The organism is Lentzea kentuckyensis (genome assembly GCF_002150765.1).
In the GTDB taxonomy this organism is placed as follows: Bacteria; Actinomycetota; Actinomycetes; order Mycobacteriales; family Pseudonocardiaceae; genus Lentzea; species Lentzea kentuckyensis.
In genome coordinates this window covers 15,385-31,579 of the sequence record NZ_MUYM01000007.1, presented here as the reverse complement: position 1 = coordinate 31,579, position 16,195 = coordinate 15,385, and the positions used below count along the sequence as shown (strand labels likewise).

The 16,195-nt window shown below is 68.5% G+C and carries 14 protein-coding genes; 6 read left to right on the top strand and 8 right to left on the bottom strand.

The features are described 5' to 3' along the window. The first annotated feature begins 54 nt into the window (after nt 1–54). On the top strand, nt 55–693 hold the full coding sequence (locus B0F77_RS05110) for a GNAT family N-acetyltransferase (protein ID WP_211293664.1): 639 nt from the start codon (nt 55–57) through the stop codon (nt 691–693). A gap of 42 nt (nt 694–735) precedes the next feature. Here the strand turns inward: B0F77_RS05110 and B0F77_RS05105 are convergent, their stop codons facing one another. Both B0F77_RS05105 and ctaJ read right to left on the bottom strand, forming a co-directional pair. Further along, nucleotides 736–1,215: a DUF5130 family protein gene (locus B0F77_RS05105; RefSeq protein ID WP_086661605.1), complete on the bottom strand. Its 480-nt coding sequence runs from the start codon at nt 1,213–1,215 to the stop codon at nt 736–738. Beyond that, nucleotides 1,202–1,447, bottom strand: coding sequence for an aa3-type cytochrome oxidase subunit CtaJ (gene ctaJ, locus B0F77_RS05100; protein ID WP_086661604.1), 246 nt, complete (start codon nt 1,445–1,447; stop codon nt 1,202–1,204). Before ctaJ ends, B0F77_RS05105 begins: the two co-directional genes overlap by 14 nt. A 638-nt stretch (nt 1,448–2,085) precedes the next feature. Here ctaJ and B0F77_RS47705 point away from each other — a divergent pair. After that, nucleotides 2,086–2,454, top strand: coding sequence for a DUF2345 domain-containing protein (locus B0F77_RS47705; protein ID WP_158102605.1), 369 nt, complete (start codon nt 2,086–2,088; stop codon nt 2,452–2,454). A 12-nt stretch (nt 2,455–2,466) separates the two neighbouring features. Here B0F77_RS47705 and B0F77_RS05090 read toward each other — a convergent pair whose 3' ends face one another. Beyond that, complete coding sequence (locus tag B0F77_RS05090) at nt 2,467–3,135, bottom strand: HNH endonuclease (protein ID WP_086661602.1); 669 nt, start codon at nt 3,133–3,135, stop codon at nt 2,467–2,469. Between the two features lie 151 nt (nt 3,136–3,286). On the opposite strand from B0F77_RS05090, the gene B0F77_RS05085 reads away from it, so the two are divergent. From B0F77_RS05085 to B0F77_RS05070, 4 genes are all read left to right on the top strand, one after another. Continuing rightward, nucleotides 3,287–5,383 (top strand): prolyl oligopeptidase family serine peptidase, encoded by a 2,097-nt coding sequence (locus tag B0F77_RS05085; RefSeq protein WP_342746775.1) that lies wholly within the window; start codon nt 3,287–3,289, stop codon nt 5,381–5,383. Between the two features lie 74 nt (nt 5,384–5,457). Further along, on the top strand, nt 5,458–6,309 hold the full coding sequence (locus tag B0F77_RS05080; protein WP_245847837.1) for a mechanosensitive ion channel family protein: 852 nt from the start codon (nt 5,458–5,460) through the stop codon (nt 6,307–6,309). 118 nt (nt 6,310–6,427) lie between these two features. Continuing rightward, nucleotides 6,428–6,811: a globin gene (locus B0F77_RS05075; RefSeq protein ID WP_086661599.1), complete on the top strand. Its 384-nt coding sequence runs from the start codon at nt 6,428–6,430 to the stop codon at nt 6,809–6,811. 57 nt (nt 6,812–6,868) lie between these two features. Next, nucleotides 6,869–8,461: a glycoside hydrolase family 13 protein gene (locus tag B0F77_RS05070; RefSeq protein WP_086661598.1), complete on the top strand. Its 1,593-nt coding sequence runs from the start codon at nt 6,869–6,871 to the stop codon at nt 8,459–8,461. Here B0F77_RS05070 and B0F77_RS05065 read toward each other — a convergent pair. The 5 genes from B0F77_RS05065 to B0F77_RS05045 all read right to left on the bottom strand — a co-directional run bounded on the left by B0F77_RS05065 (nt 8,389) and on the right by B0F77_RS05045 (nt 16,124). Continuing rightward, the gene (locus tag B0F77_RS05065; RefSeq protein ID WP_086661597.1) at nt 8,389–8,892 is read right to left on the bottom strand and encodes an NlpC/P60 family protein; all 504 of its coding nucleotides are present in this window, start codon (nt 8,890–8,892) and stop codon (nt 8,389–8,391) included. The genes B0F77_RS05070 and B0F77_RS05065 overlap by 73 nt on opposite strands. Before the next feature lie 156 nt (nt 8,893–9,048). Continuing rightward, complete coding sequence (locus tag B0F77_RS05060) at nt 9,049–10,167, bottom strand: low temperature requirement protein A (RefSeq protein ID WP_211293663.1); 1,119 nt, start codon at nt 10,165–10,167, stop codon at nt 9,049–9,051. A gap of 133 nt (nt 10,168–10,300) precedes the next feature. Beyond that, nucleotides 10,301–11,641 (bottom strand): FG-GAP repeat domain-containing protein, encoded by a 1,341-nt coding sequence (locus tag B0F77_RS05055; protein WP_143466573.1) that lies wholly within the window; start codon nt 11,639–11,641, stop codon nt 10,301–10,303. A 40-nt stretch (nt 11,642–11,681) separates the two neighbouring features. Beyond that, nucleotides 11,682–13,106, bottom strand: a complete 1,425-nt coding sequence (locus B0F77_RS05050; protein ID WP_086661594.1) for a C40 family peptidase — start codon at nt 13,104–13,106, stop codon at nt 11,682–11,684. Nucleotides 13,107–13,154: 48 nt separating this feature from the next. After that, nucleotides 13,155–16,124, bottom strand: coding sequence for an AfsR/SARP family transcriptional regulator (locus B0F77_RS05045; RefSeq protein WP_086661593.1), 2,970 nt, complete (start codon nt 16,122–16,124; stop codon nt 13,155–13,157). Between the last annotated feature and the right edge of the window lie 71 nt (nt 16,125–16,195).

Genomic DNA, 16,195 nt, shown 5'->3' with positions numbered 1-16,195 from the left:
GAAAGCCCCGCAATGTGTTCGCGCGTTGCGGGGCTTTCGCATAGCGTCGGGATCATGATCGGTGAACTGGTGGAACGCTGGCACCGCGGCTGGATCGCGGCCGACGGACTGACCTCCGAGTACCGCGACGGCTACCTGGTCGTCGACGTGAACCGGTCGCGCCGCAGGTACGAGTGGATCGCCACCGACGACGCGGAAGCCGCCGCCATGGCCGAGGTCGTGGCCGCCACGACCGAACCGAACTGGCTGAGCGTTCCGACGCACGACCCGCGGAAGGTGGTCGCGGCGATCGAAGCGGCCGGGATGGTCGTGGCCCGGCCGGACGAGACGTTCATGAAACGCGACCTCGCCAGCCATCCCGCACCGGAACCGCCGGCGGGCTACGCGCTCGAGGTGCGCCGGGATCCGATCATCGGGGTCAGGGTGCTGACGGCCGACGGCGAAGAAGCGGCGAGCGGGCTGATGGCCGTTGTCGGCGAAGACGCTGTCGCGCACCGGATCAGCACCGACGAGGCACACCGGCGGCGTGGGCTCGGCAGCGTGGTGATGGGCGCGCTCGCCCGGGAAGCCGTGCGGGACGGGGCGAGGACCGGGTTGCTGTTCTCCTCGACCGAAGGCGTGCACCTCTACCGCAAGCTCGGCTGGGAGAAGATCTCCGACCTCGTGGTGGCCCGGAACGAGGTCAGCGCATAGAAAACGCCCCCGGCGAAACACCGGGGGCGTTCGGAAAGCGAATCAGGAACGGGGTGCGCTGCCTGCCTGGTCGGTCAGCATGCGCAGGCCCGACACGAGGCCGCCCGCGAGGTCGCCCTCCTTGAAGGACGCCACCATGCTCATCACCGCGAGCTTGGCGCCGCGGTCGGCGAGCCGGCGGTGCGACTCCTCGCCCGTCACGATCTCGACGACGCGCTCACCCGGCGACACGGCCACGAGGACGTGGTGCGCCGGACGGTCGGTCGAGGCGTGCAGCTCCTGCGCGCGCTCGTGCGCGTTCGCGCCGAGCTCGCCCAGGTAGACGCTGAAGTCGAGGCCCGTGGTGCGGCTGGAGAGCGTCAGCGCCTCGTCCAGCTGCGCGAGCTGGGCGGGCGTGAACGGCAGCTCCGGCGCGTGCGGCTCGTACATCTTCGCCACGGAGACGCGGCCGCTGTTGGTCACGACAGAGCCGACCGGCAGCGTCGACGGGTCGACGGCCTCGATCGCTTTACCAGTTGCCACGGGCACCTCCCTTGGCAGTCGAGCCCGAGGCAGCGGGCTCGGCGGCACTGTGGTGGTCCGCGCTCAACCCGGCCGGGTTCGCGCTCCACCACACCGGGGCGTAGCCCCACTCCTGGCCGGGCCGGTACCGGGGAATCCGGGTGGCCTTTGGCCTCACCGTCAGCAGCGTGATCACGCCATAAATCGCCAGCGGGATCAGCGCGAAGACGAGAACGGTCTCCACGATGGTCACGGCGGGTACGGTAGCCCAACTCGGCCACGCGCGAGCGGCCGGGCCAGCAAGATCACGGTCACTCCCCACGATCGAGCTCGCGACGACGCGGACCGGCACCTAACAGAGCAGCTACCGCTGTGCACCCGGCAAGGCCGGAAACCACCGGTTCGGCGAGGCCCGACACCCGGATGGAGTAGAACGCCGGCACGGTCGAGCTGTGATTGCCACGGCAACTATGAGTGATCACGTCCGATGTGAACCGCTGCGGCGAGCGAGACGGCCCGCGGCGCCTGCCGTGCCCACGAGCGACACCGCCCAGGCGGCGACGAGTGCTCAGAAACCACGTCCACGCAGGCCTTTTGACTATGACGCACGTCACGTTCCACCGGCTTGGGCGCTACAGAGCGTGTCCATACCGGCCAGTAAGGGCAATGAGTGCTCTCGTGCGGCGCAGCGGTTACACCCGGTCAGTCCTCACCCGGTCGGATGCGAACGGGTGCCGGTTTGGGGTCTTGTTCCCGGAACACCCACCTCTTAGCTTTTCACCTATACGGGTCTTGCGCACCCGCCCCGAGCGTCTTGGAGGACACAAAATGTTCACGATGACCCGCCCCCAGGCCGTGACCTTCACTCTTCCGAGCTACAAGGACGATTCAGTGCGTATTACGGCCAGTGACTCCGTTCGCATCACGGCGAGCGACTCCGTTCGGATCACCGCGTCCGATTCGGTGCGCATCACGGCCGCGGACTCGGTGCGCATCACCATGGCGGACTCCGTGCGCATCACGGCGAGCGATTCGGTCAGGATCACCATGTCCGATTCGGTCAGGATCACGGCGCGTGAGGACTCCGTGCGGATCACCATGGACGACTCGGTGCGCATCACGGCCCACGACGACTCGGTCCGCATCACCGCCGAGGACGACTCGGTCCGCATCACGATGGACGACTCCGTGCGGATCACCGCGCACGACGACAGCGTCCGCATCACGGCGCGTCAGAACGACTTCTCCCTCGCGGCCTGACCCGCAAGCAGATCAGGCCGCAGGTTCACCCAGGTACGGCAACCACTGCGGATCAGCCTCGGCCACCCCGGCGAGCAACCGCCAGTGCGGGCCCCGCGGCGCGGCAGGTACGACCCGCAGCCGCCAGCCCAGTTCGGACAGCAGCTTGTCCGCCTTGCGGTGGTTGCACTTCGCACAGCAGGCGACGCAGTTGGTCCAGGTGTGAGGTCCGCCACGCGAGCGCGGCACGACGTGGTCGATCGTCTCGGCCCGCCCGCCGCAGTAGGCGCAGCGATAACGGTCGCGGTGCATGAGCCCGGCACGGGTCATCGGCACGCGACCGCGATAAGGCACACGAACGTAGGTGCTCAGCCGGATCACGGACGGCACGAGCACTTCGGACTTCGACGAGTGCAGCACGAGCCCTGAGGCATCTCCGTGCACGACTTCGGCTTTCCCGCACACCACCAGGACGACCGCCCGGCGCAGTGACAACGCCGTGAGCGGCTCGAACGTGGCGTTCAGCAGCAGGACCTTGCGTCTTCCCCAGGGGAAAACCGCCGGCGTCGGACCGGAACCTCCCCCATCTCGATCCCCATCCGGTACCGCCCGCAGCTCGGGCTGATTTCGGCATGGGGGGACCGTCGGCGCCGTCTCGCCTGGTAGCGAGCCGCCGATAGGGGTCGGTTGTCGGTCTGGCACGCGACCACCTCCACCGGTTCAGCCATAGGAGACCACACTTACCAGGAAAAAATCACGTGTGATAAGTGACGCGTCATGGATGTGTGATCAAACCCGGGGTGAACGCGCTCCCTATCGGAGATGGTTTTCATCGCCCGCTACCCTTGACAAGGTGACAGAGGCTCCTTCCACCCCACTGCCTGCGACGATCATGTACCCGATCGCCGAACGGCTAAACCTCGCCGAGCAGATTCACGGCCGCGACATTGCGGATCCGTATCGCTGGCTCGAGGACACGGCGGACCCCCGCACCGAGGCGTGGTCGCAGGCGCAGGACGTGCTCGCGCGCTCCTGGCTCGACGCCGTGCCGGGCCGCGAACGGCTCGCCACCAGGCTGAAGGAGCTGATGCGCACGGGTTCGGTGTCCACGCCGACCTGGCGCGCGGGCAGGGCGTTCTTCACCCGCCGCGGTCCCGAGCAGGACCACCCGGTGGTCATGGTGCGGGAGATCGACGGCACCGAACGCGCGCTGCTCGACGTGAGCGCCCTCGACCCGTCCGGCCGGACCACTCTGGACGGCTGGTCCCCCAGCCTCGAGGGCACGCGCCTGGCGTACCAGGTGTCGGTCGGCGGCAACGAGCACTCGTTGCTGCACGTCATCGACGTCGAGACGGGCGAGCTCATCGAGGGTCCGATCGACCGGTGCCGCTACTCGGCGATCGGCTGGCTGCCGGGTGGTGAGGAGTTCTTCTACGTCCGTCAGCTCGACCCGGCGTTGCTGCCCGACGACGAGAAGCTGTTCCACCGCCGTGTGTGGCGCCACCGCGTCGGCAGCGCCCCGGAGACGGACCTCAAGGTGCACGGCGACGGCCAGGCGCACACCTTCTACTACTCGCTCAACCTCTCGCAGGACGGCCGCTGGCTGATCGTGAGCGGTGCGCCCAGCACGATGAAGCACGACTCGGTGTGGATCGCGGACCTGCACGGTGACGCCGCGCTCAAGCCCGTGATCCTGACCGAGGCGGGTGCGCAGTGCTCGGCGTTCGTCGCCCGTGACGGCAGGCTCTACCTGCACACCAACCACGGCGCTCCCCGGCAGCGCCTGTGCGTCGCCGACCCCGCGAACCCCACCGAGTGGACCGAGCTCATCAGCGAGGAACCGGACTCGGTGCTCGACGGCGTGCGCTGGCTGAACGGCGACCTGGTCGTCCTGCGCACCAGGCACGCGGTGTCCGAACTGCACCTGCACGACGCCGTGACAGGCGCGCACAAGCAGGCGATTCCGCTGCCCGGCACCGGTTCGTTGCACGGCATGTCCGTTGTGGACGCGCTGACGGACCACGACCAGGACACGCTGTGGTTCGGGTGGACGGACTTCGTGACGCCGCAGTCGGTGTTCCGCTTCTCCACGTCCACCGGCGAGACCGTGCTGCACGAGGCCGCGCCCGGCCGCGTCGAACTGCCGACGGTGACGACGCAGCAGATCTCGTACACGTCCAAGGACGGCACCACGGTCCGGATGTTCGTCGTGAGCGGCGAACAGAAGCCGGACCTGCCGCGTCCCGCGCTGCTCACCGGCTACGGCGGCTTCGCGATCGGCCGCGGCCCCGGCTACAGCGCGACCACGCTGGCCTGGGTGGAAGCAGGCGGTGTGTGGGTGCACGCGTCGTTGCGCGGTGGCGACGAAGAGGGCGAGGACTGGCACGTCGCCGGCATGCGCGCGAACAAGCAGAACGTGTTCGACGACTTCCACGCCGCCGCGGAGCGTTTGGTGCGCGACGGGTGGACCACGCCGCAGCAGTTGTCGATCATGGGCGGCTCGAACGGCGGCCTGCTCGTCGGCGCCGCTCTCACCCAGCGCCCTGAGCTCTACGCGGCCGTGGTGTGCTCAGCGCCACTGCTCGACATGGTGCGCTACGAGAAGTTCCTGCTCGGACGGTTGTGGGCCGATGAGTACGGCAGCGCAAGCGTTTCCGAGGAGCTGGGCTGGCTGCTCTCCTACTCTCCTTATCACCGAGTGGTAACGGACGTTGAGTACCCTTCTGTGTTGTTCACGGTGTTCGAGTCGGATTCCCGTGTGGACCCCAACCACGCCAGGAAGATGTGCGCGGCACTGCAGCACGCTTCGTCAAGTGATCCGACCAAGCACCCGGTGCTGATCCGCCGCGAGACCGAGGTCGGTCACGCCGGCAGGTCGGTCAGCCGGACGGTCGCTCTCGCCGTGGACCAGTTGACGTTTCTCGCGAATGCCACCGGCATGGAGTTGTAGGAGGGCACGACCACGTGTTGGCGCCGAGTCCAGTGGATGACGTCACGAACAAGGCCGCGGAGGCGGTCGACTTCGTGGACAAATACGGCCCGGTGATCCTCGCGGGCGCGATCAAGATCGTCGTGATCCTGATCGCCGCCTTCGTGCTGAGAGCCGTGCTGCGCAAGATCATCGACCGGATCACCATCCCCGGCAAGGAAGGCAAGAAGCCGGGGCTGCTCAAGCCGTTGCGGGAACGCGCACCTCAGGCGCTCGGGAACCTCGTCTCCGAACGCCGGGAGCAGCGCGCCCGCACGATCGGCTCGGTGCTGAAGTCCATCGTCACGATCCTGATCTTCGGAATAGCGTTCCTGGAGATCATGATCGTGGTCGGGCTGGACGTCACGCCCGTGCTGACCTCGGCGGGCATCCTGGGCGTCGCGATCGGTTTCGGCGCCCAGAACCTGGTCAAGGACTTCCTGTCCGGCATGTTCATGCTGCTGGAGGACCAGTACGGCGTCGGTGACGTCGTGGACCTCGGCCCGTCGATCACCGGCACCGTCGAGGCGGTCGCGCTGCGCACCACCACGATCCGCGACACCGGCGGCACCGTCTGGTACGTCCGCAACGGCGAGATCCTGCGCGTCGGCAACTCGTCTCAGGGCTTCGCGGTCGCGGTCGTCGACCTGCCGCTGAGCTACGGCGCGAACCTCGCCGAGGCGACCAAGGTGCTGGAGCGCCGGGTCGCCGAGGTTGCTGGGATGGAACCGCTCAAGACGGACATCACGGCCAAACCCGAGGTGCTCGGCGTCGAGAAGTTCACGCCGGAGGGCATCACCCTGCGGGTCACCGTGAAGACGCGGCCCGGCCGTCAGTGGGCGGTCCAGCGCAACCTGCGCGCGCAGCTGATGCCGGCGCTGGAAGAAGCGGGCTTCACGGCCAAGTGAGTTAGAACACCCATTCGAGACGGTGATCACCCGGCGTCCTGCCAGTTCACACCCCTATGGCGAAACGAACAGCCGGGGCGGCCTGCGCGCAGTGGCTCGCGTGAGTCAGGATGGTTGGGTGGGAAACCCCGTGAGCTTCTTCGAACAGGTCGGTGGCGAGGAGACGTTCCACCGCATCGTCGCGCGCTTCTACAAAGAGGTGAAGGCCGACGACGTCCTCCTGCCGCTGTACCCGGAAGAGGACCTCGGACCTGCGGAGGAGCGGCTGCGGCTGTTCCTCATGCAGTACTGGGGCGGCCCCCACACCTACTCGGAGAACCGGGGCCACCCGAGGCTGCGAATGCGTCACGTGCCGTTCTCGATCGGCCCGATCGAGCGCGACGCGTGGCTGCGCTGCATGCGGATCGCCGTCGACGAAGCGGGTCTGGACGAGGCCCACCGCAAGCAGCTCTGGGACTACCTGGAGATGGCCGCGAACAGCCTGATGAACAGCTGGTCCTGAGCGCCTATCACCCGATCGGGTCCTTTCGCAGCGAGACGAATGGCAGGATGACCCCCCGTGCGACGATCCTCCGACCTCAGCCCCGAGATCGCCGAAGAGTCCGCCTGGTGGCGTGACGCCGTCTTCTACCAGGTGTACGTGCGCTCCTTCGCCGACTCCAACGGCGACGGCGTCGGCGACCTCGACGGCATCAGGTCCCGCCTCGGCTACCTGGAACTGCTCGGTGTCGACGCCCTCTGGCTCACCCCGTTCTACCGCTCACCGATGGCCGACCACGGCTACGACGTCGCCGATCCCCGCGACGTGGACCCGCTGTTCGGCGACCTGGCCGCGTTCGACCGGCTGGTGGCGGACGCGCACGAGCACAACATCCGCGTGACGGTCGACCTGGTCCCGAACCACACGAGCGACCTGCACGAGTGGTTCCAGGAGGCGCTGCAGGCCGGTCCGGGCAGCATGGAGCGGTCCCGCTACATCTTCCGCGAGGGCCGCGGTTTCGACGGCTCGCAGCCGCCGAACAACTGGGTGTCCGTCTTCGGCGGCCCCGCCTGGACCCGCGTGCCCGACGGCCAGTGGTACCTGCACCTGTTCGCGCCGGAGCAGCCCGACCTCAACTGGGACCACCCGGAGGTCCGCGCCGACCTGGAGCACACGCTGCGGTTCTGGCTCGACCGCGGCGTCGACGGCTTCCGCATCGACGTGGCGCACGGCATGGCCAAGCCAGAAGGCCTGCCGGACATGGAGATCCGCACGCAGGTGCCGGGTGTGCTGTCCGACGACGCGCACGACCCGCGGTTCGACAACGACGGCGTGCACGAGATCCACCGCATGATCCGCAAGGTCATGGACGGCTACCCCGGCACCATGGCCGTCGGCGAGATCTGGGTGAAGGACGACGAGCGCTTCGCGGCCTACGTCCGTCCCGACGAGCTGCACCTGGGCTTCAACTTCCGGCTGGTCGAGGCCGACTTCGACGCCGACGCCGTCCGTTCGGCCATCGAGCACTCGCTGGGCGCGGTCGCGCTGTCCGGCACGCCCGCGACGTGGACGTTGTCCAACCACGACGTCGTACGCCACGTGACCCGCTACGGCGGCGGCGCGCTGGGCGAGCAGCGGGCCCGCGCGATGGCGCTGGTCGAGCTGGCGCTGCCGGGCGTGATCTACCTCTACAACGGCGAAGAACTCGGCCTGCCGAACGTGGAACTGCCCGACTGGGCGCTGCAGGACCCGACCTGGGAGCGCTCTGGCCACACCGAGCGCGGCCGGGACGGCTGCCGGGTGCCGATCCCGTGGGAGGGCACCACGCCGCCGTTCGGGTTCTCCACGGCCGTCAACACCTGGCTGCCGCAGCCGAACGAGTGGGACCACCTCACGGCCGAGGCGCAGCTGGAGGACCCGGGCTCGATGCTCTCGCTGTACCGCGAGGCGCTCGAGCACCGGAAGTCCAACGCGGGCTTCTCCGGCGAGGAGCTGGAGTGGTACGGCGCCCCTGCGGGCTGCTTCGCGTTCCGGCGCAAGGGCGGCGGGCTGATCTGCGCGCTGAACACGTCCGGTGCGTCCGTGCCGCTGCCGCCCGGTCAGGTGCTGCTGTCGTCCGGTCCGATGGACGGCGACCAGTTGCCGCCGGACACCGCGGTCTGGCTGGCCTGAGCCGCAGAGCCGGTGACGAGCCGTGGCCGGCGGTAGGGCCGGTAGTTCTCGGCGCGGTCGTCGTACGGATAGGGCACGATCCGGATCACAGTGCCGTGCCCACCGCGTTGCTCGAAAGCCCAGTACCACTCGCGGCGGTCGTCCGCCCAGGCAACGAAGATCGTGGCGTGCCTGGTCGTGCGGTCGCCGATCGCGTCGATCAGCACATCGCCTGGTCTCAGCTCGTCCTTCGTGATCGGCACGCTCACCGCCACGAGGTCGACGGTGTTGAGACCGCCACGAGCGGAGGACAGTCCCCAGGCCATCGAGACGAACCCGGAGCAGTCGGTGCGGTAGGTGCCGTGTTCGTTGGCGTGCAGAACGTCCTGGTTGTACGGAACGCCTATCCAGCTGGCGGCCCTGGTCAGCACGCCGATCGCGTCACCGTCCACTTCAGACAGCGGTGGACGGTGCGGTCGTCTTGCGGCTCATGGCTGGTCTCCCGTTGCGTTCCCGGTGTCCTTGCGACCGGCGAAGACTCGCTGAGACCTCTGGAAGAAAGCTCAAACCGCGGCTTCAGGTTGTTTTGAGAACCGTGGGCCACACTGTCAGGCCCGCACGTTGTCCTCGACCGCCAGCAGCGCCCCGACCACCACGACCAGTGCCGCGACCTGCGCGATGGCGAGCCACAACCCGATCGGCACGGTCGCCAGCGCCGCCACCGCGGCGAGCGCCCGCCACTTGACGGTGCCGATCCGCAGCCGGTGGCGGAAGTAGGCCTGGCCGATGAGGAAGATCGCGACACCGCCGCCCAACGCCAGCGCGCCGCTGAGGTAGAGGTGTTCGGTGGCGTGGCCGATCGTCTTCTTCACGCCGACCGCCACGACAACGATGCCGAGCAGGATCGGCGCGTGTGCCCAGCCGAACGCCGACAGCGCCGCGCGGGCTCGTTCGGACTGCGTCATGTTCACGAGACTGTGCTCGGCCCGCATGTCCTGGTCGCGGCCGAAGTAGCACCACCACAGCTGGTAGACGAGCGCGAGACCGAGCAACGCGGCCACCACGATCTGCAGGTTGAGCGGCAACCCCGCCGCCCCGATGCCGATCGCGATGATCGACTCTCCGAGCGCGACGATGACCACGAGGCCGTGCCGCTCGACGAAGTGCGCCGACCTGATCTGGAACTCGCCGTGCCGCCGGTTCACGTACGGCGACACGACCATCAGCACGACGGCCGCGGTCCAGGCCGCCGCCCGTGCGGCAGGTGGCAGGAAGCCGCCGACCATCACCAGGCCCGCCGAGCCGAGGTTGAACGGTGCCAGCCGCGCCATCGCCGCGGCCGAACCCGGTCCGCCCGCCGAGATGAACAGTCCGGAGTGCACCAGGTTCACGATCAGATACCCGATGCCGAACGCCGGTCCGGCCGCCCCGAACGCGTTCGGAATCGCCAGCGCGATGACCAGGAACCCGCCCATGCCGGCCATCAGCAGCACCCGCCGCAGCGCGGTGTTCGGCGGGACGGCGTTCGTGAGCCAGACGTACCCGAAGTACATCCACAGGATCACGAACAGCATGATCACGACCTGGCCGAAGCCCAGCGGTGACGTGTCGTCAGCGAGCGTGCTGGTCAGCTGGGTGATCGTGAAGACGAAGACCAGGTCGAAGAAGAGCTCCAGGGTCGAGACCCGGTACTCGGTCTCCTCCTGCGGTTGCGTTTCGGCGGACACGCGCGACATCGTGCCACGGGTATCCGCTTGCGGCGCCCTGAATTCTCCGACACCGAACCTGCAGCAAACTCGAGGTAAAAGGAGCAGCGCCCCGGGACCTGGTCCCGGGGCGCTGCTCGTGCTTTGTGGTCAGTCAGGCGATTGCGCGCACCTGCGACCAGTCGCCGCCGATGGTCCACGTCACCCCGGCGTACGGTACGCCGCTGGGGTTGACCAGCGAACCGTTGGCATACACCGACAGCTTGCCGTCGGCCTCAACAGCCACGACGTCGGCGTACCCGTCACCGGACGCGTCGCTCACCGTGAAATGCTTGACCCCGGACCAGTTGCTGCCCCGGATCCGCCAGGTCTCGCCGGTGAACGGCTTGCCACCACTCACCAGCGACGCGTTGTTGTACCCGAACAGCTCGCCGTTGCCGTCCACCGCGATGATGTCGGCGAAACCGTCGCGGTTGATGTCCGCGACACCGAGGTGCTTGACGTTGCCCCAGTTGGTGCCGAGCCGCCAGGTCTCCCCCGCGAACGGCTTGCCACCAGGATTGACCTTGCTGCCGTTGGCGTACACGACCAGCGCACCCGAACCGTCCACCGCGACCAGGTCGCCCCAGCCGTCGCCGGTCACGTCCGCGATCGCCAGTTGCTTGACGCCCGCCCAGGTACCGGGATAGGTCCACGTCACGCCGGCGAACGGCTTGCCGCCCGGGTTGACCAGCGAACCGTTGGCGTACACCGACAATCTCCCGTCAGCCTCGGTCGCGACCAGGTCCGCGTAGCCGTCGCCGGTCACGTCACCCGACGCGAGCAGCTTCGCGTTGCTCCAGTTGCTGCCGGTGTTGCGCCACGTCTCCGAGGTGAACGGCTTGCGGTCGACGCTCACCAGAGACGCGTTGTTGTAGCCGAACAACTCGCCGTTCCCGTCCACCGCGACCAGGTCGCCGAAACCGTCCCGGTTGACGTCGCTCACCCGGTCCAGCGGGATCGCGACCTCGGCCAGCAGGGCTCTCGCCTTGCCTTCGGCCTGGTCGTACCGGTCCGGGAAAGCGGAGCGCTGGACCGACTGGGCAAGTTGCCCCGGGGTCAGGCCGGGGTTGGCGCGGTCGTTGCCGACCGCCCTCGTGAAGAAGGAGTTGGACGCGTAGCTCACGTTCCTGACCTGCTCCGGCGTCCCCCAGCCCATCGACGGCCGCTGCTGGAACACCCCGAGAGAGTCGCTGTCACCGCAGTCCAGGTTGTTCATGTGCGACTCGATCCAGCCCGTCTCGAAGCCCGCGAGCATCACCTTGTCCGATACACCGAGGTCGCGGCCGACCTGGTAGACGATCTTGGTGACGTTCGGGTCGTGGTTCGGCGGGACCACGCAGTCCTCGCTCACGTCCTGCACGCTCGGGGCGTCGCCAGGCCTCGCGTGCGCTTCCGTCGCGACACCGGTGACCACCGCGGCGGCCAGAACACCGATCACAAGTCGTTGCAACACAGACATTTCTCCACTCTTTCCTCTTCGGCAGGTGATCGGATCAGGCCAGGGTGCGGACGCCGGACCAGTCGCCGGCCGCGGTCCAGGAGACGCCGGCGTAGGGAACGCCGTTGGGGTTGACCAGAGAACCGTTGGCGTACATGGACAACTTGCCGTCGGGCTCGACCGCGATGATGTCGGCGTAACCGTCGCCCGAGGCGTCCATGACCGTGAACTGCTTGACGCCGGACCAGTTGCTGCCGCGGATCCGCCACGTCTCACCCGTGAACGGCTTGCCGTCACCACTGACCAGGGACGCGTTGTTGTAGCCGAAGAGCTCACCGTTGCCGTCCACGGCCACGATGTCGCCGAAGCCGTCGCGGTTGAGGTCGGCGACACCGACCTGTTTGACGTTGCCCCAGCTGGTGCCGAGTCGCCAGGTCTCGCCGGCGAACGGCTTGCCGCCCGGGTTCACCTTGCTGCCGTTGCTGTACACGGCCAGTGCGCCCGAACGCTCCACCACGATCAGATCGCCCCAGCCGTCCCCGGTCACGTCCGCGACCGCCAGGTGCGCCACGGCACTCCAGTTGCCTTCGTAGCGCCAGGTCACCGCACCGTAAGGCTTGCCGTCCTGGTTGACGAGCGAGCCGTTCGCGTAGACGACGAGCGAATTCCCTTCCACTCCAACGAGATCCGCATAACCATCGCCGGTCACGTCACCCGAGGCAAGGGTGCTGACACCGGACCAGTTGCTGCCCTTGTTCCGCCACGTCTCCACGGTGAACGGGGATCGGTCACCGCTCACCAGCGAGGCGTTGTGGTAGCCGAACAGCTCGCCATTGGCCGCCACGCCGACGAGGTCGCCGAAGCCGTCCCGGTTGACGTCGCTCACCCGATCCAGGGGATGTCCGTCGACGATCTTGTTGTAGCGCCAGGGAAGGAAGCTGGTGTTGTTGTTGAAGTACGGGTAGGGAATCGCGCGGCGAACCGTGCTCTGGGTGTCGCCCGCCTGCTCGATGCCGATGTAGGACGTCCTCGCGTCGTTCGCCCACGCCTCGAAGATGACCACGTGGCCGGCGTCGCCTCCCGTGCCGGGCCCGAGGTTTCCGAGCACGTCACCGGGTTTGAGGTCGTCCTTGCCGATGCGGGAGGAGACACCGGGGATGGTCTCCGTGCTCCGGCTGACCCCGAGCTTCCACGCCATCGACACAAATCCGGAACAGTCGCGCCGGTACCCCTGGAAGGGCGAGTTCGTGTCCTGGCTGTACGGCACCGGTCCACCGTTGTAGGCGGTGAGCCAGGCCTTCGCCCTGGCGATCACCTCGGGCCTGGTGATCGACTCGTCCACGTCCGACGCGGCGAGACCGACGACCGGCGTCTCCGTTCCCTGTCCCCCAACGGTTTCCCGCGCCTCGGCCGGACCTGCCAGCGCGAGTGCGGCGAGCGCCGTGACGACTCCCAGTCCAGCGAATCTCTTGAGCCTCATCCCAAACCCCCAAGGAGTTCCGCAGACCCGATGTCCGCGGTGCTGGGATCACTCTGGGTCGAGGACCTTCAAGAGATCTGAAGATCGAATTTGAGGTCGTCCCTCGCGCGCCTCGCGGGCACCGTGCCGCCGGAAGATCGCCAGCGCCTCGGCCCACGCCGCGTCGTCGCCGAGCGCCGACAGGTCTCGCAACGTCCTGGCGCGGAAGATCGGCAGGGACAACGCCTCCCACCACCGCAGCGATCGTTCGAGGTGGTGTCGTGCCTCCTCGGTTCGGCCCTGCGCGAGCTCCAGCTCGCCGAGGGTGCGCAGTACCAGCGCCTGACCGAACCCGTCCTGCATCTCGTTGCACGTCACCAGACACGCCACCAGGTCGTCCCTGACCTCGGCGCCGCGGCCCTGCCTGATCAGGACCTTCGCCAGTGCCTGAGTCGCGTACGCCGTCATGAGCCTGTCGCCGATGTCCCTCAACATGTCCAGCGCCTCGGCGCAGCACGCCTCCGCCTCGGCATTACGGCCCGCGGCGCGGTGCACGATGCCGATCGAGCGCAACGCGATCGCCTCGGCCCTGCGGTCGCCGAGTCGCCGGTAGGCCTCTCGCGCCCGCAGGCTCGCGTCGAGGGCGGCGCCGAGCTCTCCCCGTTCCGTCAGCACCCTGCCGATTCCGTGCACCGCCTGGGCGATTGCGCTCGGATCGTCGAGGTCGGGCAGCGCGCTCGTCAGCGATACCAGCGCGTCCGCCAGCATGCCGCGCTCGCGTTGCACGCTGCTCAGCGCCAGCTGGACACTCGCCTGGCCGTGTCGGTCCCCGCTTTGGCCGTAGGCGGTGATGGCCCGCCGGTAGTAGTCCTCAGCCTCGTCGAAGCGGTCCTGCTCGAAGCGGAGCCAGCCGAGTCCCGTCAGCAGCCGGGCCTCCCCCGCCCGGTCCCCTGTGCGCCGGGCCGCACCGAGCGCCGCGTCGTGCGTGCGCCACCACAACCCGAACAGGTTGTGAACGGCGAACCTGGACGAGCACAGCGCTGCCGCGAGCGTGGTCGCGTCCTCGCTGAGGTCGAGCTCGCTGACCCGTTCCGTCGTCGCGACGAGCCCAGCTTGCTCCGTCACGAACCACTGTTCGGGGTCGGCCAGCAGCTCCTCCACCACCCGCTCGTCGAGGTGCGGCACGGCTTCGAGGCGATCGCTCACGAACGTCGCGTGCGGCATCCGATTGCCGGCGATCTGCGTCAGCGCCAGTGCCGACCTGGCCGCCCGGGACGCGGCAGCGTGGACGTCCTGCGACGACTCCTCCGCCTCACCCCGTTCACGCGCGAACGCGCGAACGAGGTCGTGCAGGTGATACCGGACCATGCCGCCGACCATCGACATGTCCACGAACTGCGCGTCCACCAGGCGTTCGACGGTGTCCTCCGCCTCCGGCACCGGGCAGTCGAGCAGGGCGGCCACGATCCAGCTCCCGAAGTCGGGAACACCGAGCAGCCCGAGCCTGCGCAACGCCACACGTTCCCGCACGGGCAGGCCGTCGTAACTCAGCGCGAAGCTGCCGCGCACCTCCAGATCACCGACCCGCAGCTCCCGCAGCACGTCACGTTGGTCCATCAGCCGGTCGGCCAGTCTACGCAACGGCCACAGCGAACGTGCCGCGAGCCGGGCAGCCGCGATCCTCAACGCGAGCGGGAGGTTCCCGCACAACCGCGCAATTCGCAGCGCCTGTTCGCGATCGGCGCCGACCCGGTCCACCCCGGCCACCCTGCCGAGCAGCTCAACCGCCTCCTCGTCGCCGAACACGTCGAGGCCGAGATGACTGGCGCCGCCGAGCGCGTCCAGGCGCTGGCGGCTGGTGACGAGGAGAGCGCACCGGTGGCCGCCCGGCAACAGCGGGCGGACCTGTCGCTCGTCGGTGGCGTCGTCGAGCACGACGAGCACGCGCCGGTCGGCCAACAACGTCCGGTAGAGCTGGGCGCGTTCCTCCACCGCGTCCGGGATCGCCGCGTTCGCGACACCGAGCGCACGCAGGAACTTCGCCAGCACGTCCGTCGGCTCCGCGCGCACCGGTTGCAGTCCGCCGAGGTCCGCGAACAACCGTCCGTCCGGGAAGTGGTCCCCGACGTCGTGCGCCACGTGCACCGCGAGAGCCGACTTGCCGACCCCCGGCTTGCCGGAGATCACACACAGCCGTGCGCCTTCGCGCAGCCGTCGAGTGAGCCGATTCGCTTCCCTGCCACGGCCAGTGAAGTCACCGATGCCGAACGGCAGTTGGTCCGGGCGCTTCGACAACGGCGCGGCGGGTGTCTCACCGTCATCGCTGCGCAGGACCCGTTCGTGCGCGGCACGCAACTCCGGTCCCGGCTCGACCCCCAACTCCTCGAGGAGGACGGCGCGGCCTTCCCCGTAGCAGGCGAGCGCATCAGCCTGACGCCCTGCCTGGTGTAGCGCACGCATGAGCAGGCCGCGCAACCGTTCCCGCAACGGATGTTCCGCGACGGCCGCCGTCAGCCCGACCACCAGCGACTCACCGCGGTCGAGCCCCAGCTTCGCCTCGGCGGCGTCCTGCACGGTGACCAACCGCAGCTCTTCCAGTCGGGTGCGCTCGGCCTCGCCCCACGCTCCCTGCACGTCGGCCAGCGCCGGCCCGCGCCACAGGTCCAGCGCCACGTCGAGCCGTCTCACGGCCTCCGCGGGTGACCCGTCGGCCAGCAGTGCGCGGCCTTCCTCGACCAACTGGATGAAGATGTGCAGGTCGACCTGGTCACGAGGGGCGCTGAACTGATAACCGCCGCCTCGCTTGCCGATGACGTCACCCAGTGCCCGCCGCAACGTCGACACGTAGGTGTAGAGCGAGGACCTGGCGTTGTCCGGTGGCTCCTCGCCCCACACGACGTCGACGATGCGGTCCACCCCGACCACCCGCCCGGCGTTCGCCGCCAGCAGCGCGAACACGGTTTTCGGCTTGGGACCGCCGAGCGAGACGGGTCTGTCGTCGACCTGCGCCTCGACCGGTCCGAGCAGCCGGAAACGCATGCATTCCCCCATTAGTTCGGCCGAGGTGTCATCACCTCGCCCCGGAGCGCGGGCAGCACGAAGCGACCACA